This window comes from Halodesulfurarchaeum formicicum, assembly GCF_001886955.1.
GTDB lineage: Archaea > Halobacteriota > Halobacteria > Halobacteriales > Halobacteriaceae > Halodesulfurarchaeum > Halodesulfurarchaeum formicicum.
In genome coordinates, this window is sequence record NZ_CP016804.1 from 375,657 (window position 1) to 394,462 (window position 18,806).

Consider the following 18,806-nt stretch of genomic DNA (forward strand, 5'->3'; position numbering starts at 1 on the left):
GTGGTTCACATTTCTCGGGACACGGTCCAGCCGGTCACGCTCGTGGACTCGAAATCGGCCAGGTGGGACTCGATATCGCGTTCGCGAACGCCCAGGGGTGACAGCACCGACGCCGCTGCGCGAACGGCCCGTTTTCGATAGAAATCGGCGTCGTAGTCCTCGAGTGGCTCTCCCTGTAGTCGCACCCGCTCTCGGGTGGTCTTCGAGTCGTCGACGACCACGTAGGAGACGTCCTGGCCGGGCGCGAGGTCGATCCCGGTGGCTCGCGTTCGCTTCAGTGCGGCCACGTTCCGCGTCGATTGGGTGTACTCCGCCAGCGGTTTTCCCACCCGGTTCGTGAGCAACAGTCGCTCCGGGTCCACGGCCCCCCGGGCCAGTCGATCGAGTCGCTCCCTGAGCACATCGAGGACGGGTTCGGGTTCCCGGTGCTCGTCGAGGACCTCGATCAGCGTCCGCTGCAGGTCGCCGACCCAGTCACAGGTCGAGCGCTGTCTGGCCTCGATCCCGCGAACCTTGACGGGGGACTCGTCCGGCGCGGGGTCGGCCCGTCGCCCGAAGTATCTGGTCAACGCGCCCGCTTCGGTGTCTTTCTTCGGGACGAAGGCCACCCAGTCGTAGGCGGCCTCGTACTCCAGTTCGATCCCGGTCGCCTCGGTAATCGCCGCCGTGATCTCCCCGAGCGGTCGCTGGTCGGTCTCCGCCATCGGGGTCACCCAGATGGAGTCGACGATCCCGTGGACCACGCGCCAGCCGCCGGCCTCCAGGCGTTCTTTTGCGGTGAGGAGGATCTCGCGGGCGTAGGCGTTGATGGCCTCGTGGGCCTCGATCCGGCCGAACTTCGCGTTCGAGAAGCCCTGATAGCCAAAGCAGGAGACGAGGATCCACTTGATCGCCTCGGCGCGGCCGGCGAGTGCCGCTCGTTGCTCCGGGTCGTCCGTCGCCGCCCGCTCGGCCTTGATCTCCTCGCGAGCCGTGACCAGCGGTTCGAGCACGTCGGGGAGATAGCCTGGCTGCTCACAGATCTCGTAGTCCAGTTCGGGCACCGTCGTCGAAGAGTCACAATCCCCCCGGATCGTCTCCGGGGAGATGTTTCGGGTGACGATGATGTTCGGATACATCGAGGCGAAATCGAGTTCGTGAACGTCCTCGTGGAGTCCCACGTCGGGCGAGAACGTGAACCCGCCGCGGTCGGCCGCCCGAAGCTGGCCCATCGTCTTGAACTGCTCGTGGCGGAAGGACCGCCAGGGGACCAGCACGTCCCGCCGTGTGGCCGCCCGGATCTGGATCGCCGTGAGGACGTTCCCGATCGACGCCCAGGCCAGCTCCTGGAGGGGTTTGTGCGAGCGTGCGACCAGATCGAGGACGCCGGCGAGGTTCGTCTGGGCGTAGAAGAACGTGTTCGAGCGGTCGATGATCGCCCGCCCCGGCACCGAATAGCGGGCCGGGGAGTGTCCGACCTGGCCGTAGCTCTCGTAGGTCGACTCGCCGGCGAGTTTCCGGTATCCGGGCAGTCGGCCGACGGCGATGGGGTCTCGCTCCTGTGTGTCGGCGATCGCGAACAGTTCGGGGACGATCTCGGCACTCGAAAGCACCAGCACGTCGGGGTCAGCGTCGTGGATCCGGTCGAGAACGCCGTCGAGCACCTGGGACGGATCGCCCGTGATCGACTCGCCCTCGACGGTGGCCTCGCGAAGGTGCCCCTCCCGGTGTACCTCGACTGCCGGCACGTCGATCGAGAGCGTGTGGAGCGAACCTGTCGGCACCGGCGACTGGCCCGTTTCGAGGCAGTACCGGAACCCCCGTGAGAAATCGACGTTGAAGAGGCGGAGGTCACCGGGCCGGCCCATGTTCGCCAACTGCGGCGCGAGCGCGTCGACCGCCTCGATGTCGGTCAGGGTCACTTCGAGCACGTCCTGGGGGTCGTGTCGCCAGCCCGGTCGTTTCGAGGCGACGGTCACTGAGGCCACGTTTGGATGGGCCGCGACGTGCTCCCGGTGGGTCTGGACGGTCTCCCACTCAGCGGCCCAGAGGTAGATCGTCGGTCGGTAGTCCGTGTCCACCGTGACTGTTGCCCCGTCCTCGGTCGTCGTCCAGCGGCGGACGGCCCCGTCCTCGCGGTAGTCGATTTTGAACATCTAGTCCGCTTCGAGGCTGCTCACTCGCTCGGTGAGTGTCTGGATCGCTCGCTCCTGTTCCAGACAGACCGAGAGGAGGACGGTCTGCATCGGGTCGGCGGGGTTGTACATCCCGCTCGCGTCGGCGTGGGCCCGGGCGTGCTCCCAGAGTCGATCGAAGGGGCCCTGCTCGTGCTGGCGGAGGCTGCGCCGGTATGGGCCCCAGTCGGCTTCGAGGGCGTCGAGCCGGTCGCGATAGGTGGGGTTGGTCCGGCCCATCAGGGACTCACCTCCGCGATCGCCCGCTCCTGGCTGGGCTGTGTCTCGTGGGCCGGGCGTCGGGCCCGGAGGATCCGCGCCCAGTAGGTGAGTGTGGTCTGCATGGTCGGCCCCGACTCGGCGTAGATCTGGGTCTCGAAGTTCGGGCTCCGAAACCGGGGCCCGAACCGGGTTCGCTCGACCGTGATGGTGCTGTCCGCAACCTGGGAGACCGGCGCGCTGAACTCGTCGGCCGCGGCCCGGGTCGTGAGGACGGGGATCTCGGCCTCGCGAGCGTAGCGGGCGAGTCGGGCCACACTCCGGAGGAGCATCGACTGGGGTTCGGCCCCGCGAACGTCCTCGTCGCGGTAGAGCCCGTCGACGGCCGGCGCGACGACGAGACTCGTGTCGCCGTCGATCTCGGCCGCGGCGTCCTGGAGCAGCGACTGGTGCTGGTAGGGAGTGAACCCACGGGCGACGCGAACCCGGTCGAGGACACGCGGGCTGGGCGCGACCTCGGCCAAATAGGTCGTGGTCGCGTGCCCGTGGGCGTCGATCCAGACGGCGGTGCCACCCGTCACGAGCAGGTGATCGAGTACGAGCGCGTGCAGCGGGCCGATCGAGCGTCGCGGAGCGTCGAGGAGCCGGACCCCGGGCGAGAGCTGGGGGAGCTCCGGCACGGAACCTGTGTGATGCATGCTCCAACCGAGTTGTGCCGACGGGAAAACTCGAACACGGGCCCTTCCGGCCGTTCCGGACCGGCTGTAGGTGGATCGAGAACAGTGAATTCGATACGAACACCCGCTGTGCCGACTGCTCCCCGCTTCCGAACGGCTTCCGGACCGAGAATCGCCACTATCGTTATCTGTCTGGTTGTACATCAAACATGATATGCCCGGAACTATTCGGTCGACGATCGACGCTCACCGACTGGCGAGTTTCCTCCTCGTCACGTACGCGTTCACGTGGACGATCCAGGGGGCGCTCGCGGCCAGCGGGATGGAGGCCTCCTGGACACACTCCATCCTGATCGGGTTGGGGGGTTTCGGCCCGCCGGTCGGGGCGGCCGTCGTGGTCTGGGCGAGCGAGGGGAGTCTCCGGCAGTGGGTCGGCCAACTATTCAAGTGGCGGATCGGCGCGAAATGGTGGCTGCTCGCGCTCGGTCTCCCGCTTCTCATCCTCGCACTCGGGAGTGTCTTGTTCGTCGCCCTCGGCGGCCCGGTCGATCTCGGCTCCTTCCCCTTCCCGGGTATCTATCTCTTTGCCCTGGTCTGGGGGACCGTCTGGGGTGGCGGCCAGGAGGAACTCGGCTGGCGTGGGTTCATGCTCCCGGTGCTTCAGGAGCGGTACAGCGCGCTCGTCTCCAGCCTGGCGGTCGGAGTGGCCTGGGCCCTGTGGCACCTGCCGCTCCTGCTCAACGCCACGACGGTCCACGGCGGCTGGTCGCGCTCCCAGCAGTTCATCTGGTTTTTCACCATCATCGCGGGGTCGATCCTCTGGACCTGGATGTACAACAGTACCGGCGGGAGCGTCCTCGCCGTGGCCGTCTTCCACGCCGGCATCAACGCCATGGGGATCTTCCACCCGGCCGATATGGCGGTGCTCGCCCCCGGCGGTGTCCCCGATCCCTGGCTGAACTTCCTGGCCGAGGTCACGGGCGCGGTCCCGCTCGTCGCCCTCGCGGCCCTCCTGGTCGTGATCTACGGGGCCGAGCACCTCGCGCCCCGCGATCGCCCCGGGCTCGAACGCCTCGGTCTCGATTAGCTCGGCCGCGGTGCGTCCGGCCCCAGCCGGTACTCGCGTGCCTGTGCATGGCCCGAGGCGACGAGGAGGTCGTACTGTTCGAGCTTCCGGAGGTACTTCCGGACCGTCCGGCGCGAGCGGGGGTCGGCCATTCGATCGGCATAGCGCTCGTAGATCGCCCCCGGGCTGGCCGGTTCCGTGGCCGCGACGATCTCGTAAATCGCGTGCTGGTGGTCGTTGAGCCGGTCGAGTGTCTCGGACCGGACCGCCCGGCTCGCGGTCTCGATGGCCGTCTCGACGTGGGTATCCCGGATCCGTTCGGCCCCGTCCTCGACTGCCCGCTGGGCCGCCCCGTCGAGTGCGGCGATCGCGTCCCTGGCGTTCCCGTTTGCGGCCCGGGCGATCTGTCTCACCTGTGCGGCCTCGATCACGTCGGGCTGGAGGCCGTGGTCGACCCGTTGCTGGAGGATCACGTCGAGTTCGGCGGCCGTGTAGGGCGCGAAGTGCACGTCGTGGAAGGTCCGGAGCCGGGACTGGATCCGCTCGTCGAGGCCGAGCAGCACGTCCGCTTTCGTGTTGGCCGTGGCGACGACGTGGAGCGCCGGCAGTTCGTAGAGCGTGTAGAGTACGTCCGGCTCGTCGAGTTGATCGGCCTCGTCCAGGACGACGACCGTGGGCGTTTCGAGGTCGGCCAGCCGCTCCTGGAGTGCGGCTGCGGCGTGATCCCGGGTCCGTGCCCGGGGGCCGTCGACCGCTTCGACGATCCGTCGGAGCACCCGGTACCGGGAGTGATTCGACCAGCAGTTGACGGTGGCCGTCTCGAGGTGCCCGGCGTGCTCGTCGAGCTTTTCGAGGAGGTACTGGCTGCTGCTCGTCTTGCCCGTCCCCGAGGGGCCATGGAGGAACAGCCCCGAGGCTGGCTCGCCGTCGAGGATCGGTTCGAGGGCCGTCGCCATCGTGTTCAGTTCCGCGTCCCGGGAGCGAAAGTCCGCGGGGACCCAGCCGGCGTCGAACACCGCCGCGTTCGCGACGATCTCGTTCCGGTGGGACCGGTGCAGCATAACTCGAAGTGTGTTCGCCGGCGGCTAAACCCCGAGCCTACCGGAGTGAAAGTGAAACTGACCGCCGACGAGTGGGGCCGTCGAAGGCCGGCTAGCGCAGGCCGGCCGGCGGGCCTCCCGGGAGCCGATCGCGGTCGTGGGGGGCCGAAAAGTCGAGTGACGGCCCGCGAGCGACGATTCGCTTGGGGTTGATCTGGGGATGCGTGCGGTAGTAGTGTTCCTTGATGTGATCGAGGTTGACCGTCTCGGCGACCCCGGGAAGCTGATAGATCTCGCGGGTGTGCCCCCAGAGGTTCGGGTAGTCCACGATTTGCTTCCTGTTGCACTTGAAGTGGGTGTGATAGACCGAATCGAAGCGAACGAGCGTGGCAAAGAGCCGGAGGTCCGCGAGGGTCACCTGCTCGCCGAGGAGATAGCGCTGCTCGGCGAGCACGCCGTCCCAGCGATCGAGGGCGGCAAAGAGGGTATCGATCGCCTCGTCGTAGGCCTGCTGGGAGTCCGCGAAGCCGGCCCGGTAGACGCCGTTGTTGATCGCGTCGTAGAGTTTCGCGACGACCTGATCGATCTCCGCGCGCCGGTCGGCGGGGTAGAGGTCGACCGCCCCGTCCTGCTGGGGCTCGAAAGCGTCGGCCAGCATGGCCATGATCTCGATCGACTCGTTGTTGACGATCGTCTCCCGCTTTCGGTCCCAGAGGACCGGCACGGTCGGGCGCTTTTCGTAGTCCGGATCGGCCAGTTCGTAGATCTCAGCCAGGTAGTCGACGTCGTTTACGGTATCCGGGGTGCAGCCCGGTTTCTCGGGGGTGAACTGCCAGCCCGCCGACTCGCGGTACGGGTCGAGCACGTCCATCGAGAGCACGTCTTCGAGCCCGAGAAGCGTCCGAACTAACACGGCGCCGTGCGCCCAGGGACAGGCCCGGGAGATGTAGAGGTGATACCGATCTGGTTCCGCTGGGAAGCGGGCGTCGGGATCTGCCTGGATGCGATCGCGGAAGGCCGCGTCCTGGCGCTGGAACCGGCCATCCGTATCAGACTCGAACATAGAGCGCGTACGCGCTCAGAGTGGAAATACTCCGGGCCAGCGGCAGCTATGTGCCCGTGTGCTCGATACCTTCGAACATCTGATCGACGCCGGCCTGTTCGGCCGTCATGACCGAGGGATGGACGGCGACGCCGATCACGAAGTCACCGTCGTGCGCCACGCGAACCAGGTGGACGGTGACGTCGACGGACTGCCCGCCGAACTCGGTCGTCGCGTCGAAGGCCGTGACCGTAGCGTTCTCCCCGAGGATCGTCGCCGTGCGATTGTCACGGACGGTGACATCCGAGAGGTCGGCCCGGTTCGTGGCGACCGCTTCGAGGAGCTGTCGCGGGCTCATCGATCCGACCGGGTTGAGCGGCCGATCCACTACGGCCATCTGTGGGGTCGAAACCACGACCACGGTCCCGGTGGCCTCACTGGTCGTCACCACCAGGTCCCGCTCGTAGGTGGCGATGTGGTTCGTCGCCTCGACGGTTCGCTCCTGGCCGGCGACCGAGACAGTCCGGTTGATCGACTGGGTGTCCACGCCCACCAGGTCGTACTGGGCGGCGCTCTGGGCGTCCTCCGTGACTGTCGCGGGGCCGGCCGAGAATTCGAGGGTCTCGCCCGTGAGCAACGCACAGCCGCTGAGTGCGACGAGTCCGATTAGTGCCACGGCGAGGAGTGTACGTCTGTCCATGGCGCCCATAAGTAACTCCACGCTCCTGAACCTTCGTGTCAGTCGGCGCTCGACTCGGCCTCCTCGATCGGCTCCGTTCCGTCCGGGAGCGATTCACCGAGACGGTCGAGCACCCGGCGACCCCGCCCCTCGCCCAGCGCCCGGACCAGGGCGAGAGCCCGCTGGGTCCGGGTCTGCCGCCAGGAGGCTTCCCGGGCCTCGTAGGTCCGGATCGCCCGGAGGAAATCGACCTTCGAGAACTCCGGCCAGTAGGGTGTACAGAAGAAGGCCGCGGCCTCGTTGCCGTTCGCGTGCCAGGGCAGGAAGTTGCTCGTGCGTTCGTCCCCGCCGGTGCGGACGATCAGATCGACGTCCCGCAGTTCACCGTCGTAGAGCCGGGATTCGATGGCCTCGACGTCCACGTCCTCCGGTTCGAGATCGCCTGTGGCGACGCCGTCGGCGACGTCCTGGGCGACGTCGAGCAGGGCCGCCCGCCCCCCGTACGCGATGGCGACGTTGAGCGTCAGGTTGTCGTACGCCGCGGTCTGCTGTCTCGCGTAGGCGATCGCGTCCTGCACCCGTTCGGGAACCCGGTGGGTCTGACCGAGGGCTCGAATCCGGACGCCCTCCTCGTGGATTCGGTCGCTGTCCGCGAACTCGTAGAGCTTCTCGGTCAACAGGTCGAAGAGGTGTTCTCGCTCGGCGGCGGGTCGATCGAAGTTCTCCGTGGAGAAGGCATAGATCGTCAACTCCTCGATGCCCAGGTCCGCACACCACTCGAGTACCTGTTCGGTGGTCTCGGCCCCGGCCTCGTGGCCCCGCTTTGCCTCGGCTCCCTGTTCGCGGGCGTAGCGTCGGTTTCCGTCCTGGATGATCGCGACGTGAGTGGGGACCCCGGAGATCTCCCGCCGGAGGACCCGCTCGTAGACGGCCCGGACGCCGCGAGCGATCCAGTCTCTCATCGTGCTGGTCAAGACGCCTGGCTGCTATCAGTTTTCCGCTCGGTGGACCGGAGGGGCTAAACCGGCCCTGGTCCTATCGCGGCCCATGTCCGAGCAAGGCGACGTCGAACTCTACCAGCAGGCCGTCTCGCTTTTGCAACCGGGGGAGGCCGAACTCGTGGGCATCGTCGTCCACACGGACTTCGACCGGACCGAAGAACCGGCGATGAACGAGTTGATGCTGGAGATCGGCGAGCGGATCGCCGCGGCGATCCAGGACGACGAGATGTACGTCTACAGCGGCGAGGACGACCACCGCTTCGGGGCTGGACAGTTCCACGGTCGCCGCCTGGGGGACGACGAGTTCATCTGGGAGTGCCAGCAGCTCTTCCGTGCGGATTCCTTCGATCTGGTCTTCTACTGGGAGCGGGCCGGGGCCCACGACGCCGTCGTCGACTCTGTCACCGAGGTCACGGATCGCGTCGTCCCGATCACTGAGGACGGCTTCGTTTCACGCTGACACGAAACGGGCGCTGATTACCGTGAGGGGAAGGGTGTTTTGGCCAGGAGCGCGTTGGCTAGTGTATGAGTGACACACTCTCGGAGGACACGATTCACGAATCCTTGCCGGCAGACTGGGAGTACGACGGCACGGAGATACTCCGAACCGTCGAATTCGATTCGTATCTCGACGGGGTGGCGTTCGCTCGCGAGGTGGCCGAACTCGCCGACGAGGCGTTTCACCATCCGCGCATCGTCATCGAGTTTCGCGCCGTGACGGTGGCGTTCACCAGCCACGAGGCCGGTGGGGTAACCGAGCAGGATCTCGAACTCGCAGCCCGGGTGAACGATCTGGACTGAACCAGCGCAAGGCACTTATCTGGCGACTGACAAGGGAGCCCGTATGCAGCCCGAGGCCTACGACTTCTGGTTACTCGATCTCGACGGCACGATCGTCGACACCGAGTGGGCCTACACTCGCGAGGTCTTTGATGCCGTCGGCGAGCAACTGGGCTATGCGTTCTCCGACCGGGAGGCCCGGGCGCTCTGGCACGGTTTGCTCGGGTCGCGTGATGCCTACCTCGAAGAATTGGGGTTCGAACCGGTCGAGTTCTGGGAGACGTTTCACGCCGTCGAGGACCCCCAGGAGCGGGCCGAAGCGACCTATCTCCACGAGGACGCCGCGTTCGTCGCCGACCTCGACGTGCCGGTCGGCGTGGTGACCCACTCCCAGCCGTTCCTCGCTGACCCGGTCATGGCGAACCTGGACATCGCCGACTGGTTCGACACTGTGGTCACCTGTTCGTCCGAACTGGGCTGGAAGCCCGACCCCACCCCGCTCCAGGTCGCGATGGACGACCTGGGGGTCGATCCCCAGTCGGCCCGGGGCGTGATGGCCGGCGACGCGGATACCGACGTCGGCGCGGCCTGGAACGCGGGCCTCGACGCGATTCACGTCGAACGCCATGGGGCCTGTGAACGCGGGAAGTGTGTCCTCGGTGACTACCGCGTTGCTGACTTCTCGGAGTTGTTCTCCCGGTCCGCCTCGGACTGAACCGGTCGGGGACAGCCACCCCACTGCTCGACCGTGACCGATTCGCCCGCCGGGATCGCCGACCGAGATTCCGCGACCTGCACCCAGCCGTCGGTTTGTGAGAGCGACGGGAGCCCGTGACCCGACGCCTCGCTCACACCGCCGTCGAGGGACACGCCGTGAATCGTCCGCCGGCCCGGCTGACTCTTCAGTTCGGATTTGAGCGGGGCCCTCACCGAGGGTGGGCCCACGAGCGGCGTCCCGAGCGCCCGCGTGAGTGCCGGCCGGACGAGCACCCAGTCGAGTGCGAGGTTGGCCATCGGCGTCCCGGGGAGCATCGCGATCGGTGTTCCGTCCACGACCCCGATCCCGGCGCTGTGTCCGGGTCGGACTGCCAGTTCGGTGACCAGGACCTCGCCCAGGTCTTCGACGACCGCTGGCAGGAGATCCCGCTCGCCCACCGACGATCCACCGCTGGTGAGCACGAGATCGGCGTCCAGGTCCCGCTCGATCGCCTCTCGAAGGGCCTCTCGCTCGTCGGTCACGACCTCGCGGTAGCGGGGTGCCATCCCCCAGCGATCGAGGAGTTGTGCACTGACCAGCCCGTTCGATTCGACGACCTGGCCGGGGCCCGGGTCGGCCTGGACGAGTTCCTCGCCGGTCGGAATCACGGCGACCGTCGGCGGTTCGATCACCGACACGGTTCGGACGCCGGCGACTTTCAGTGCCCCCAGGTCCCCCGGTCGGAGCCGGTGGCCCGCTTCGAAGAGCGGTGTCCCGGCTTCGAGGTCTGCCCCGACCGGGACGACGTGGGTGCCGGCTTCGACCGATTCCGTGACTTCGATGCCTGCCCCCGTCTCGGTCGTCCACTCGACCATGACGACGGCGTCTGCGCCCTCGGGGACCGCCGACCCGGTGTGCACCCAGGCGGCCTCGCCAGGCCCGAGTGCGCCCTCGGTGGGGTCGAGCACGGTCGGGCTCGCTGCGGTCGCGGTTTCCGTGTCCGCAGCTCTCACGGCGTACCCGTCCCGGGTCGCCCGACGGTAGTGGGGCTGGGGCCGTTCGGCCGGGACGCCCGCAGCCAGGACCCGACCGTCGGCCGACTGGAGCGGGACCGATTCGGTCCGATCGACGGCCCCCAGGTGCTCGGCCAGCGTCGAGATGGCATTCGCGAGTCGGACTGGCCCTGTCTCGGTCATGATTCCGAATTGGTGCCCGCGGGCCAAAACACCCCTGGACCTGGCCGTGTCGGTGTCCGGTACCACTGCCTTTTACGCCCTCCCCGGCCTACGTCCCACTATGGATATGATACGCGAGGCCCTGGCGACCCTTCCGGATGCAGTCTTTGCCGACCTCCTCGAATCGCCGACGTCCTATCGACTGATCCTGGACGTTCCCGGGGTCGACCGTTCGGGCCTGGACCTCGAAGCGACCGAACACCACCTCGAACTTCGTGCCACCCGGACAAAACAGGTCCCCGAGGGCTTCGAGTATCACACCGACGCCCGCTCGATGACCCTCTCGGCGACCATCCCGATGCCGACCGACGCCGACCCGGAGGCGGCAAGCGCCACGCTGGAGAACGGGGTTCTCACGATCGACGTCCCGCGACACGAGGAGTCGGGCCGATCGATCCCCATCGAGGGATAGCCGTGGTGGCCCTTCGTTCGTACTGGCGGTTCGTGCTGGTCACCTGGAACTTCATGCCGCTCCTGTTGCGGTGGCTCCGGGACCGCCGCCGCTATGTCCTCTTTGGCCCCTCGCGGTCGATCACGAGCGAGGAGCGACGCGACCGGGCCCAGCAACTGTTGGACTCGCTTTTGACCCTCGGGCCCACGTTCATCAAGTTCGGCCAGATCCTCTCGACCCGGCCGGACGTGTTGCCACCCGAGTACATCGAGGTCCTCACCCAGCTTCAGGACAAGGTGCCACCGGCCCCGTGGCCGGAGGCGAAGGCCGTCATCGAGGACGATATCGGGCCCATCGAGGCGACGTTCGACGACTTCGACACGGACCCGATCAGCGGCGCGAGCCTGGGGCAGGTCTACCGGGCCACCGTCGACGGCGAGGAGGTGGCCGTGAAGGTCAGGCGACCCGGCATCGAGGAACTGGTCGAGGCCGACCTCACGGCGATCAAGTGGGCCCTCCCGCTGTTGCTCTACTTCGTGGACGACGCCCGGGCCTTCTCCCTGGAGAACTTCGCCGACGAGTTCGCGGTCACGATCCGCGAGGAGATGGACTACGGCCGGGAGCGGGACATGCTCGTGGAGATCCGCCAGTACTACGAGGACGATCCGAAGATCCGCATGCCGCCGGTCGTGGACACACACTCCAGTGATCGCGTGCTCACGATGGAGTACATCCCGGGGACGAAGATCACCGACATCTCGGAACTCGACGCCCAGGGCATCGACCGGACCGAAATCGCCGAGCGGCTCACCCGGACCTACCTGGAGATGATCACCGAGCATGGGGTCTATCACGCCGACCCACACCCGGGAAACCTGGCGGTCCAGTCCGATGGCACCATCGTCTTCTATGACTTCGGGATGAGCGGCCGGGTCGATCAGTTCCTCCAGGAGAAGATCATCGAGTTCTACATCGCCGTCGCGAACCGCGAGGTGGACGAAATCCTGGACGTGCTGGTCGAGATGGGGACCCTCTCGCCCGACGCCGACCGACAGACGATGGCCGAGGTGATGGAACTCGCGATCCAGGACGCCCGGGGCGAGGAGATCGAGACCTGGCGGGTTCAGGAGATCCTCAACCGGGTCGAGGGGACGATTTACGAGTTCCCGTTCCGACTCCCGGAGAACCTGGCGCTCGTGATGCGGGTCGCGACCGTCGTCGAGGGGGTCTGTGTGACCCTGGACCCGGATTTCGACTTCATCGAGGTGGCCTCGGACTTCCTCACCGAGCGGGGCTACCGGGAGGAGTCGATCCAGAAGATCCTCTCCGAGACGGGGGACGATCTCGTGGCCGCCACCCGCTCCTCGCTCAAGATCCCGCCGAAACTCGACCGGGCGCTCAATCGCGTCGAGCGGGAGTCCCTGGTCGTCCAGGCCGAGGTGCGGGACGACGAGGGCGTGATCGATCAGCTGGCCGGCCGGATCGTCCTCGGCCTCCTCGTGGCGGCCGGGATTCCGACGACGGCCCTGCTTTACGTGGAATCGGCTTTCCCGGCGGTCTGGGGGGCTGTGGGCCTCACGGCCGTCGCCGGGCTCTGGCTAATCCGGAGTTTCACCCGCCGGAAGGGGATTCGAACCGCCCCCGGCGTGGCCGATCAGTACTTCGACGAGCGCCAGCGCCACCGGGAGAGCCAGGAATCCGGAGACGACTAAACCCCTGGCCCCGAGGGGGTGAGCATGGACGTGCCACCGTTCGAACTCGAACGCTTCTTCGCCGAGTACGAGCACGAGGCCGACATCATGCTCGCCGAGTCGGGTATTCGAAGCCTCCCCGCGGATCGCTTCGACCTCGACCCCGGGCCCCTGGGATATGTGATCCCGACGAACGGCGACCCGGCGCTTCGAGCCGAGATCGGCGGGCGATACGGGCGCAACCCCGAGGAGGTGTTACTCACGGTCGGCACCCAGGAGGCGAACTTCGTCCTCTTCCAGTCGCTTCTCTCCCGCGGGGACCACGCCGTCGTGGTGACCCCGACCTATCAGGCCTTGCACTCCCTGCCCGAGACCATCGCGGACGTGACCCGGGTCGATCTGGAGCCCCCGGAATGGACACTCGACATGGACGAGGTGGCTGGGGCGATCCGGCCCGAAACCGAGTTGATCGTCATCAACAACCCGAACAACCCGACCGGCCGGTATCACGATCCCGAGACGATCCACGCCCTGTACGACCTCGCAGTCGACAACGACGCCTACCTGCACGCAGACGAGGTGTATCGGCTGCTCGACCCGGATCCGGACCCGCCGGTCGCCTCGCTGGGCCCACACGGTATCAGCACGGCCGGGCTCACGAAGGCCTACGGCCTGGCCGGGCTGCGATTCGGCTGGCTGGTCGCTGACGAGGCCGTGATCGACGCGGCCTGGCGCTGGAAGGATTACACGACGATATCGCCCTCGAAGATCGGTCAGCACGTCGCCAGGCAGGCGCTGGGCGAGCAGGAGGCCGACATTCTCGCGGAAAACCGCGAACTCGCCACTCGGAATCGCGAGATCGTCCGGGACTTCCTCGACGCACAGGACCTCGACTGGTTCGATCCGGTCGGCGTCAACGGGTTCGTCGAGGTGCCGCCAGAGTTCGAGAGCAGCGAGGCGTTCTGCCGCGAATTCGTCGAGCAGGAGTCAGTCGTGCTCGCCCCAGGGGCCGCGTTTGGCTTCGACGGCTATTTCCGGATCGGCTTTGGGCTGCCGACCGACGAACTTCGCGAGGGGCTCGCTCGGCTGGAGTCGTTCCTCGGCGGACGCTAAGGCGGTTCCAAACTGTTTATACACCGCAGGCGAAAAACCCGCGATATGCCCAGACAACAGAAGGAAGTGCGAGACCTTCAGGAGGGTAACTACGTGATGATGGAGGAGACCCCGTGCAAGATCACGGCCTACAGTACGGCCAAGCCGGGCAAACACGGCAGCGCCAAGGCCCGAATCGAGGGTCGCGGGGTCTTCGACGAGCGAAAGCGCTCGCTGTCCCAGCCGGTCGACCAGAAGGTATGGGTCCCAATCATCGACCGCAAACAGGGCCAGGTCGTCTCCGTCGAGGGTGACGACGCCCAGATCATGGACCTGGAGACCTACGAAACGTTCACGATGCGGGTCCCCGAGGACGAGTCCCTGTCCCCCGACGACGAGATCGAGTACCTCGAGTACGAGGGCCAGCGCAAGATCCTCGAGTAAATGTTTCCGGGGGCGAACGCGGCTCGTGAGGACGCCGACTTCGTGATCGTTGGCGCGCCGCTGGACGTCTCGACTAGCTTCCAGCCGGGGACCCGTTTCGGCCCCGACCGGATCCGCCGCTTCGCCCGGAGCTTCGAGGACTACGATCACCACACCGACAGTCGATTTACTGACCTCGCGGTCCACGACCACGGCGATATCGGGGCCTGGGATGACGCCCGTGACTACCTGGATTACCTCTCGGGGGTGCTCGCCGACGTTCACCGCGAGGACGCCGTTCCGATCCTTCTCGGCGGCGAGCACACCGTGACCGTCGCCGGCGTCGAGGCCGTCGAACCGGACGTGTTCGTCACAGTGGATGCGCATCTCGATCTTCGGGAGTCCTATGCGGGCAACGAGTGGAGCCACGCTACGGTTACCCGGCACGCACTCGACGTGGCTGATCGGGCGGTCATCCTGGGTGCCAGAGCCGGGAGCGAGGCCGAATGGGAGCGGGCCACGGCTGGGGACGTCACCGTCGTCCCGCCGCCGGCGGTCGGGGACTGGGAGCCCGACTTCGGCGAGGAATCGGTCTATCTCAGCGTGGACATCGACGCTGCCGATCCGGCGTTTGCCCCCGGCACGGGCACGAAAGAGCCCTTCGGCCTCGACTCGCGGACGATGCGAACGGTCCTGACGCGGGTCGCGCCCGCGATGGACGGCTTCGACGTGGTCGAGGTCAACGACCAGGACGACGGGCAGGCGGCCACGCTCGCGGCCAAACTCCTGCGGCGGGCGGTCTTCGATCACGCCGATCGCTAATCTGGGACTGGGTGCCGGCCGAGCCCATGACTCTTTGTGACCGGGCCCGAATCGCAGCCCATGGAAGCGTCAGTGCTCTACGACCGTCTGGACGAGGAACTTGCCGTCGAGGACTACGCCGACGTGGACGCCAGCGCCAACGGACTGCAGGTCGGGTCAGGCGCGGGAGCGGTCGACCGCGTGGCCGTGGCCGTCGACGGCGTGCAGGCAACCTTCGAGGCCGCGGCCGACTGGGACGCCGACGCGATGGTCGTCCACCACGGGCTCTCCTGGGGCGGCATCGACCGGATCACGGGTCGCACCTACGATCGTGTCGCCGCGCTCGTCGAGAACGACATCGACCTCTACGCGGTTCACCTGCCCCTCGACGGCCATCCCCAGTACGGCAACGCCGCCGGCCTGGCCGACCGGCTGAACCTGGGGAATCGCGCGCCCTTCGGCCGCCTGGGGCCAGTCACCGTCGGCCAGCAGGGCTGGCTCCAGCAGCCCGCGTCCCCGGCGGCGCTGCACGAGACCCTCGAAGACCTGCTGGATCACGGCGGCCAGGGGGTCCGCCTGCTTGATTTCGGTCCCGAGGAGATCGAGTCGGTCGCGATCCTCACCGGGAGCGGGACTGACTGGCTCGACGAAGCCGTCGCGGCCGACGTCGACGCCTACGTCACCGGCGAACCGGAGGGCAAACTCTACCACATGGCCAGGGAGGCCGGCGTGAACGTCTTCCTCGGCGGGCACTACGGGACCGAGACCTTCGGGGTCCGCGCCCTCGCGGACCTGATTGCCGAGTGGGGCCCGGAGACGGCCTTCCTCGACGAACCGACCGGGCTCTAAGACAGTCCGACGCCCCGATTCGGCGCGCAGTTCGTCGTGTCAGGAGGATCGATTATATGTAGGCGAGGCACCAAGTCACTTACTGTCATGTCACACGACGACGATCCGCCCGAAGAGATGCCCTCGACCCCGAGCCAGTTCGCCCGCGACCATCCCGCAGTTTGGGACGCCTACGCAGACCTGGGGGCGGCCACGGCCGAAGCTGGCCCGCTAGAGGGCGAGGAAAAACGGCTCGTGAAACTCGCGCTCGCCATCGGCGCCCAGTCGGAGGGTGCGGTCCACTCCCACGTCAGGCGGGGTCTCGACGAGGGGCTGGATCCCGCTGCGATGCGACAGGTCGCCATCCTCTCGATTCCGACGCTCGGCTTCCCTGAGGCGATGGCGGGCCTGAGTTGGATCAACGACCTGGCCTGAGCTGAGTACCGCTTCCCGAACGATTTTTGGCTCGCGCCGGAGATCGTATACTGTGTCAACGGCCCCCACGGAGCAACCGACTTGTCCGGCCTGTGACCGCCCCCTGTACAGCCGGCACTGCAAGTACGTCTGCCCGAGCCACGGTGTGGTTTTCGACTGTTCGGACCCGTTCTGGTGACCGAATTAGAGGTCTTCGAGGACGCCGGCGACGATCAGCGGGAGGACCAGGGTCGCCTCGGCCTCGACGAGGGTGTGATTTCGGTCGCCGTCCTTGATCTTGCCCCAGGAGACGGCCTCCTTGGGCGGCGCGCCGGAGAGCGAGCCATCCCCCTCCATCCCGGTCGAGACGTACACCGCGTAGTCCGCGCCGCCGCGGAAGAGGTTCGTCATGATCGCCTGGTGTTTCGGGACGCCCCCGCCGAGGACGATCAGTCCGGTCTCCTCGGCGAGCAGGCCTTCGTCGATCAGCGAGTCATAATCCTCCAGGATCTCGATGCCGACCTCGGGCTCTTCGTTCTGCCGGTAGTAGAAGAGGAAGTTCCCGACCTCGGCGTCGACCAGCGCGGGGCAGTACACCGGCACGTCGTTTGCCGCGGCCTGGGACAGCACCGAGTCCGGATCGTCCAGCCGCTCGCCGATCTCACGGGAGAAGGCGGTGGGGGTGCGGACCTTCTGTTCGGCGAAGAAGTCCGGGAAGAAGTCGTTGAGATAGGATTCGAGCCAGACATAGCGGTCCGAGGGGACGAAGATGTTGCCCAGTCGGTTGATCCCCGACTCGCGCATCTCGGCCTCGTCGACCTCCCACTCGCCCATCTTGAAGGGTTTCTCCGATTTGATGATGTCCTCGGTGATCGAGCCGGAGGTGGTGATCAGCACGTCGACCAGCCCTTCCCGAACCATCGCCGCGACGACCTCCCGCAGGCCGGAGGAGACGATGTTCGAAGTGAGGGTGAGGTAGATCGTGGCATCCGCCTCGCGCATCTGCTCGATCAGGTCGATGGCCTCCGCCACCGCGGTGGCCTGGAAGCCGGTGGTCGCGTAGCTCTCCAGGAGTTCCCCGACATCGAACTCCCCGCGGAAGTCATAGCCGCGGACGTCCGGGCTGTCAAGTTCCGTCTCGGAGCCCGGGATAACGTTCTCTTTCGTGTCCTCGGTCATATTCTATGGGCCGTGACGAGCGGGTAAGAGTCCATCACTTTCGACCTCGCGGACCGCAGGTGGTTTTTGCCCGCCGCGTGTAGCGTGGGTTGGCCGATGACGATGCACCGGGCCGAGCCGGCGTAGGCACCCGGCGATGACGAGCCCTATGAGTACCGAGGCCAGCTTTCGACGACAACACAGCACCATCTGAGTCTGTTGCTGATCTGCAGCAGCCACCACCCAATCGCTGGAGGTTACGGCCGTCCTGAATCATTGTATTCGTGTGGGACGAGAAGCCCGCTGAAAGCAAAATACTGTTAGTAAGTCTCTCCCAAACCTATTCGACGGTCGCGCGAATAGGTCTAGGCATGGTTGCGCAGTTCACCGACAGACACCTGGGAAAGCGGGTGGTCGACCACAACGGCGTCGAGGTCGGGACCGTGGATGACGTCCGGAACGGCGACCTCTATGTAAAAGTCGGCCCGGACGCCGATTCGGAGACACTCTCGGAACTGCACTGGGACGGAACGGTGAACAAGGAAGTTCACCGCTTACCCGACCAGTACGTTTCGGACATCACCGACACGACCGTCCGAATCACCATCTGAACCAGTCGAAGCAGGTTTCTCACGAAGTGAATAGAGGCGTAAAGCAATAACCCATTGGCGTACTAACGTGAGGACGCACACGCGAGTGAGCTATCCGCATCCATCATGCATGAAGAGTCACGGAGTGTCCCCTCGCGGAATGCAAGGGGAACCCTGGTGGTCGAAATCGCCCTCGAATTCGGTACCGGCACGAAGTGCTGTGCAGCGAGGGGGCTGGGGACGCCGATCGAGCACCACCTCATCGACGACACGTGCTATGTCACCTGTCGGAGCCCGGACTCCGACTCGGAACTCATTCACGACACGGTACCGGTCGATATGGTGTGTGCGTGCCGTGTGCTGGCCAGTCACGGCTGTATCCCGTCGTTAGAATCGATCGACAGCGAGCGGATGGTAGTGCGCACGAACCCAGAGAACAGGCGGGTGCTTCGCGAACTGATGGCGGATCTCGACGACATCGCCGACAGCGTTGGGCTCCGCAGTCTCGTCGTCAATGGCGCCCAATCGGACTCGGATTCGGCACTCGTGAACCTGCAGGAACTAACGGTCCTGGAACGTGAAACAGTCGAGGCGGCGATACTGGCAGGCTACTACGACCGGTCCGGCGGCGCAGGATTCGGTGACCTCGCTCGCGACTTAGCGATCACGAAATCCGCACTATCCAAACGGCTGAGTTCGGCGGAAGCAAAGATAATGCGGAATTTGTACCGTAACGAATAGCCTCACGCAGCCAGTTCTTATCGGTGTAGAGTCACCGTCTCACGCGTTTACTCTATATGTAGTAGTACTTAAAGGAGGAAACTATGGC

23 protein-coding genes are annotated in these 18,806 nt (G+C 66.3%); 14 read left to right on the forward strand and 9 right to left on the reverse strand.

Annotation, left to right across the window (positions count from 1 at the left end; genetic code table 11):
* Positions 1-5 precede the first annotated feature (5 nt).
* Genes HSR6_RS01905 through HSR6_RS01915 form a run of 3 tightly spaced genes read right to left on the reverse strand, consistent with a single transcriptional unit; the run spans position 6 to position 3,070 of the window.
* Entirely contained in the window at positions 6-2,135 is a 2,130-nt protein-coding gene (locus HSR6_RS01905) for a type B DNA-directed DNA polymerase (protein WP_071932649.1), read from the reverse strand.
* A complete protein-coding gene (locus tag HSR6_RS10795; protein ID WP_070364360.1) occupies positions 2,136-2,393 on the reverse strand; it encodes a hypothetical protein in 258 nt (85 codons plus the stop codon).
* Complete coding sequence (locus tag HSR6_RS01915; RefSeq protein ID WP_071932650.1) at positions 2,393-3,070, reverse strand: P-loop NTPase family protein; 678 nt, start codon at positions 3,068-3,070, stop codon at positions 2,393-2,395. Before HSR6_RS01915 ends, HSR6_RS10795 begins: the two co-directional genes overlap by 1 nt.
* Positions 3,071-3,263: 193 nt before the next feature.
* On the opposite strand from HSR6_RS01915, the gene HSR6_RS01920 reads away from it, so the two are divergent.
* Positions 3,264-4,136, forward strand: a complete 873-nt coding sequence (locus HSR6_RS01920; RefSeq protein WP_071932651.1) for a type II CAAX endopeptidase family protein — start codon at positions 3,264-3,266, stop codon at positions 4,134-4,136.
* On the opposite strand, the gene HSR6_RS01925 is transcribed toward HSR6_RS01920, so the two are convergent.
* From HSR6_RS01925 to uppS, 4 genes are all read right to left on the reverse strand, one after another.
* Entirely contained in the window at positions 4,133-5,176 is a 1,044-nt protein-coding gene (locus HSR6_RS01925) for a Cdc6/Cdc18 family protein (RefSeq protein WP_083426077.1), read from the reverse strand. The two genes, HSR6_RS01920 and HSR6_RS01925, sit on opposite strands and share 4 nt — an antisense overlap.
* 91 nt (positions 5,177-5,267) lie before the next feature.
* A complete protein-coding gene (locus tag HSR6_RS01930; protein WP_071932652.1) occupies positions 5,268-6,218 on the reverse strand; it encodes a glutathione S-transferase family protein in 951 nt (316 codons plus the stop codon).
* Positions 6,219-6,264: 46 nt separating this feature from the next.
* Positions 6,265-6,897, reverse strand: a complete 633-nt coding sequence (locus HSR6_RS10800) for a DUF6517 family protein (RefSeq protein WP_070364363.1) — start codon at positions 6,895-6,897, stop codon at positions 6,265-6,267.
* A gap of 38 nt (positions 6,898-6,935) precedes the next feature.
* Positions 6,936-7,838, reverse strand: coding sequence for a polyprenyl diphosphate synthase (uppS, locus tag HSR6_RS01940; protein WP_070364364.1), 903 nt, complete (start codon positions 7,836-7,838; stop codon positions 6,936-6,938).
* An 85-nt stretch (positions 7,839-7,923) separates the two neighbouring features.
* On the opposite strand from uppS, the gene HSR6_RS01945 reads away from it, so the two are divergent.
* From HSR6_RS01945 to HSR6_RS01955, 3 genes are all read left to right on the forward strand, one after another.
* Complete coding sequence (locus tag HSR6_RS01945) at positions 7,924-8,337, forward strand: DUF5778 family protein (RefSeq protein ID WP_070364365.1); 414 nt, start codon at positions 7,924-7,926, stop codon at positions 8,335-8,337.
* 65 nt (positions 8,338-8,402) lie between these two features.
* Entirely contained in the window at positions 8,403-8,678 is a 276-nt protein-coding gene (locus HSR6_RS01950; RefSeq protein ID WP_070364366.1) for a 4a-hydroxytetrahydrobiopterin dehydratase, read from the forward strand.
* A gap of 43 nt (positions 8,679-8,721) precedes the next feature.
* Positions 8,722-9,372, forward strand: coding sequence for an HAD family hydrolase (locus tag HSR6_RS01955; protein WP_071932653.1), 651 nt, complete (start codon positions 8,722-8,724; stop codon positions 9,370-9,372).
* Here HSR6_RS01955 and HSR6_RS01960 read toward each other — a convergent pair.
* Entirely contained in the window at positions 9,321-10,550 is a 1,230-nt protein-coding gene (locus tag HSR6_RS01960) for a molybdopterin molybdotransferase MoeA (RefSeq protein WP_071932654.1), read from the reverse strand. The two genes, HSR6_RS01955 and HSR6_RS01960, sit on opposite strands and share 52 nt — an antisense overlap.
* A 100-nt stretch (positions 10,551-10,650) precedes the next feature.
* On the opposite strand from HSR6_RS01960, the gene HSR6_RS01965 reads away from it, so the two are divergent.
* The 8 genes from HSR6_RS01965 to HSR6_RS11340 all read left to right on the forward strand — a co-directional run bounded on the left by HSR6_RS01965 (position 10,651) and on the right by HSR6_RS11340 (position 16,428).
* Positions 10,651-11,001, forward strand: coding sequence for an Hsp20/alpha crystallin family protein (locus tag HSR6_RS01965; RefSeq protein ID WP_070364369.1), 351 nt, complete (start codon positions 10,651-10,653; stop codon positions 10,999-11,001).
* A gap of 5 nt (positions 11,002-11,006) precedes the next feature.
* On the forward strand, positions 11,007-12,692 hold the full coding sequence (locus HSR6_RS01970) for an ABC1 kinase family protein (RefSeq protein WP_199399068.1): 1,686 nt from the start codon (positions 11,007-11,009) through the stop codon (positions 12,690-12,692).
* 24 nt (positions 12,693-12,716) lie between these two features.
* Entirely contained in the window at positions 12,717-13,784 is a 1,068-nt protein-coding gene (locus HSR6_RS01975) for an aminotransferase class I/II-fold pyridoxal phosphate-dependent enzyme (RefSeq protein ID WP_070364370.1), read from the forward strand.
* A 45-nt stretch (positions 13,785-13,829) separates the two neighbouring features.
* Entirely contained in the window at positions 13,830-14,207 is a 378-nt protein-coding gene (locus HSR6_RS01980) for a translation initiation factor IF-5A (protein WP_070364371.1), read from the forward strand.
* On the forward strand, positions 14,208-15,008 hold the full coding sequence (gene speB / locus HSR6_RS01985) for an agmatinase (RefSeq protein ID WP_070364372.1): 801 nt from the start codon (positions 14,208-14,210) through the stop codon (positions 15,006-15,008).
* A 60-nt stretch (positions 15,009-15,068) separates the two neighbouring features.
* A complete protein-coding gene (locus HSR6_RS01990; protein ID WP_071932655.1) occupies positions 15,069-15,836 on the forward strand; it encodes a Nif3-like dinuclear metal center hexameric protein in 768 nt (255 codons plus the stop codon).
* 87 nt (positions 15,837-15,923) lie between these two features.
* The gene (locus HSR6_RS01995; RefSeq protein ID WP_070364374.1) at positions 15,924-16,250 is read left to right on the forward strand and encodes a carboxymuconolactone decarboxylase family protein; all 327 of its coding nucleotides are present in this window, start codon (positions 15,924-15,926) and stop codon (positions 16,248-16,250) included.
* Positions 16,251-16,302: 52 nt separating this feature from the next.
* Positions 16,303-16,428, forward strand: coding sequence for an HVO_2523 family zinc finger protein (locus tag HSR6_RS11340; protein ID WP_335587017.1), 126 nt, complete (start codon positions 16,303-16,305; stop codon positions 16,426-16,428).
* Between the two features lie 5 nt (positions 16,429-16,433).
* Here the strand turns inward: HSR6_RS11340 and HSR6_RS02000 are convergent, their stop codons facing one another.
* Positions 16,434-17,408 (reverse strand): deoxyhypusine synthase, encoded by a 975-nt coding sequence (locus tag HSR6_RS02000; RefSeq protein WP_070364375.1) that lies wholly within the window; start codon positions 17,406-17,408, stop codon positions 16,434-16,436.
* 350 nt (positions 17,409-17,758) lie between these two features.
* On the opposite strand from HSR6_RS02000, the gene HSR6_RS02005 reads away from it, so the two are divergent.
* Positions 17,759-17,998, forward strand: coding sequence for a hypothetical protein (locus HSR6_RS02005; RefSeq protein WP_070364376.1), 240 nt, complete (start codon positions 17,759-17,761; stop codon positions 17,996-17,998).
* Positions 17,999-18,154: 156 nt separating this feature from the next.
* The gene (locus HSR6_RS02010) at positions 18,155-18,718 is read left to right on the forward strand and encodes a helix-turn-helix domain-containing protein (protein WP_070364377.1); all 564 of its coding nucleotides are present in this window, start codon (positions 18,155-18,157) and stop codon (positions 18,716-18,718) included.
* The last annotated feature ends 88 nt before the right edge of the window (positions 18,719-18,806 follow it).

Excerpts from the sequence above, each read along its gene's own strand:
- HSR6_RS01905 (WP_071932649.1), bottom strand. The coding sequence starts at position 2,135 with ATGTTCAAAATCGACTACCGCGAGGACGGGGCCGTCCGCCGCTGGACG.
- HSR6_RS01995 (WP_070364374.1), top strand. The coding sequence starts at position 15,924 with ATGTCACACGACGACGATCCGCCCGAAGAGATGCCCTCGACCCCGAGC.
- HSR6_RS02000 (WP_070364375.1), bottom strand. The coding sequence starts at position 17,408 with ATGACCGAGGACACGAAAGAGAACGTTATCCCGGGCTCCGAGACGGAA.
- HSR6_RS01990 (WP_071932655.1), top strand. The coding sequence starts at position 15,069 with ATGGAAGCGTCAGTGCTCTACGACCGTCTGGACGAGGAACTTGCCGTC.
- HSR6_RS02005 (WP_070364376.1), top strand. The coding sequence starts at position 17,759 with ATGGTTGCGCAGTTCACCGACAGACACCTGGGAAAGCGGGTGGTCGAC.
- HSR6_RS01980 (WP_070364371.1), top strand. The coding sequence starts at position 13,830 with ATGCCCAGACAACAGAAGGAAGTGCGAGACCTTCAGGAGGGTAACTAC.
- HSR6_RS01925 (WP_083426077.1), bottom strand. The coding sequence starts at position 5,176 with ATGCTGCACCGGTCCCACCGGAACGAGATCGTCGCGAACGCGGCGGTG.
- HSR6_RS01955 (WP_071932653.1), top strand. The coding sequence starts at position 8,722 with ATGCAGCCCGAGGCCTACGACTTCTGGTTACTCGATCTCGACGGCACG.
- HSR6_RS10800 (WP_070364363.1), bottom strand. The coding sequence starts at position 6,897 with ATGGACAGACGTACACTCCTCGCCGTGGCACTAATCGGACTCGTCGCA.
- HSR6_RS01945 (WP_070364365.1), top strand. The coding sequence starts at position 7,924 with ATGTCCGAGCAAGGCGACGTCGAACTCTACCAGCAGGCCGTCTCGCTT.
- uppS (WP_070364364.1), bottom strand. The coding sequence starts at position 7,838 with ATGAGAGACTGGATCGCTCGCGGCGTCCGGGCCGTCTACGAGCGGGTC.
- HSR6_RS01965 (WP_070364369.1), top strand. The coding sequence starts at position 10,651 with ATGGATATGATACGCGAGGCCCTGGCGACCCTTCCGGATGCAGTCTTT.
- HSR6_RS01915 (WP_071932650.1), bottom strand. The coding sequence starts at position 3,070 with ATGCATCACACAGGTTCCGTGCCGGAGCTCCCCCAGCTCTCGCCCGGG.
- HSR6_RS01960 (WP_071932654.1), bottom strand. The coding sequence starts at position 10,550 with ATGACCGAGACAGGGCCAGTCCGACTCGCGAATGCCATCTCGACGCTG.
- HSR6_RS01920 (WP_071932651.1), top strand. The coding sequence starts at position 3,264 with ATGCCCGGAACTATTCGGTCGACGATCGACGCTCACCGACTGGCGAGT.
- speB (WP_070364372.1), top strand. The coding sequence starts at position 14,208 with ATGTTTCCGGGGGCGAACGCGGCTCGTGAGGACGCCGACTTCGTGATC.
- HSR6_RS01975 (WP_070364370.1), top strand. The coding sequence starts at position 12,717 with ATGGACGTGCCACCGTTCGAACTCGAACGCTTCTTCGCCGAGTACGAG.
- HSR6_RS01930 (WP_071932652.1), bottom strand. The coding sequence starts at position 6,218 with ATGTTCGAGTCTGATACGGATGGCCGGTTCCAGCGCCAGGACGCGGCC.
- HSR6_RS10795 (WP_070364360.1), bottom strand. The coding sequence starts at position 2,393 with ATGGGCCGGACCAACCCCACCTATCGCGACCGGCTCGACGCCCTCGAA.
- HSR6_RS01950 (WP_070364366.1), top strand. The coding sequence starts at position 8,403 with ATGAGTGACACACTCTCGGAGGACACGATTCACGAATCCTTGCCGGCA.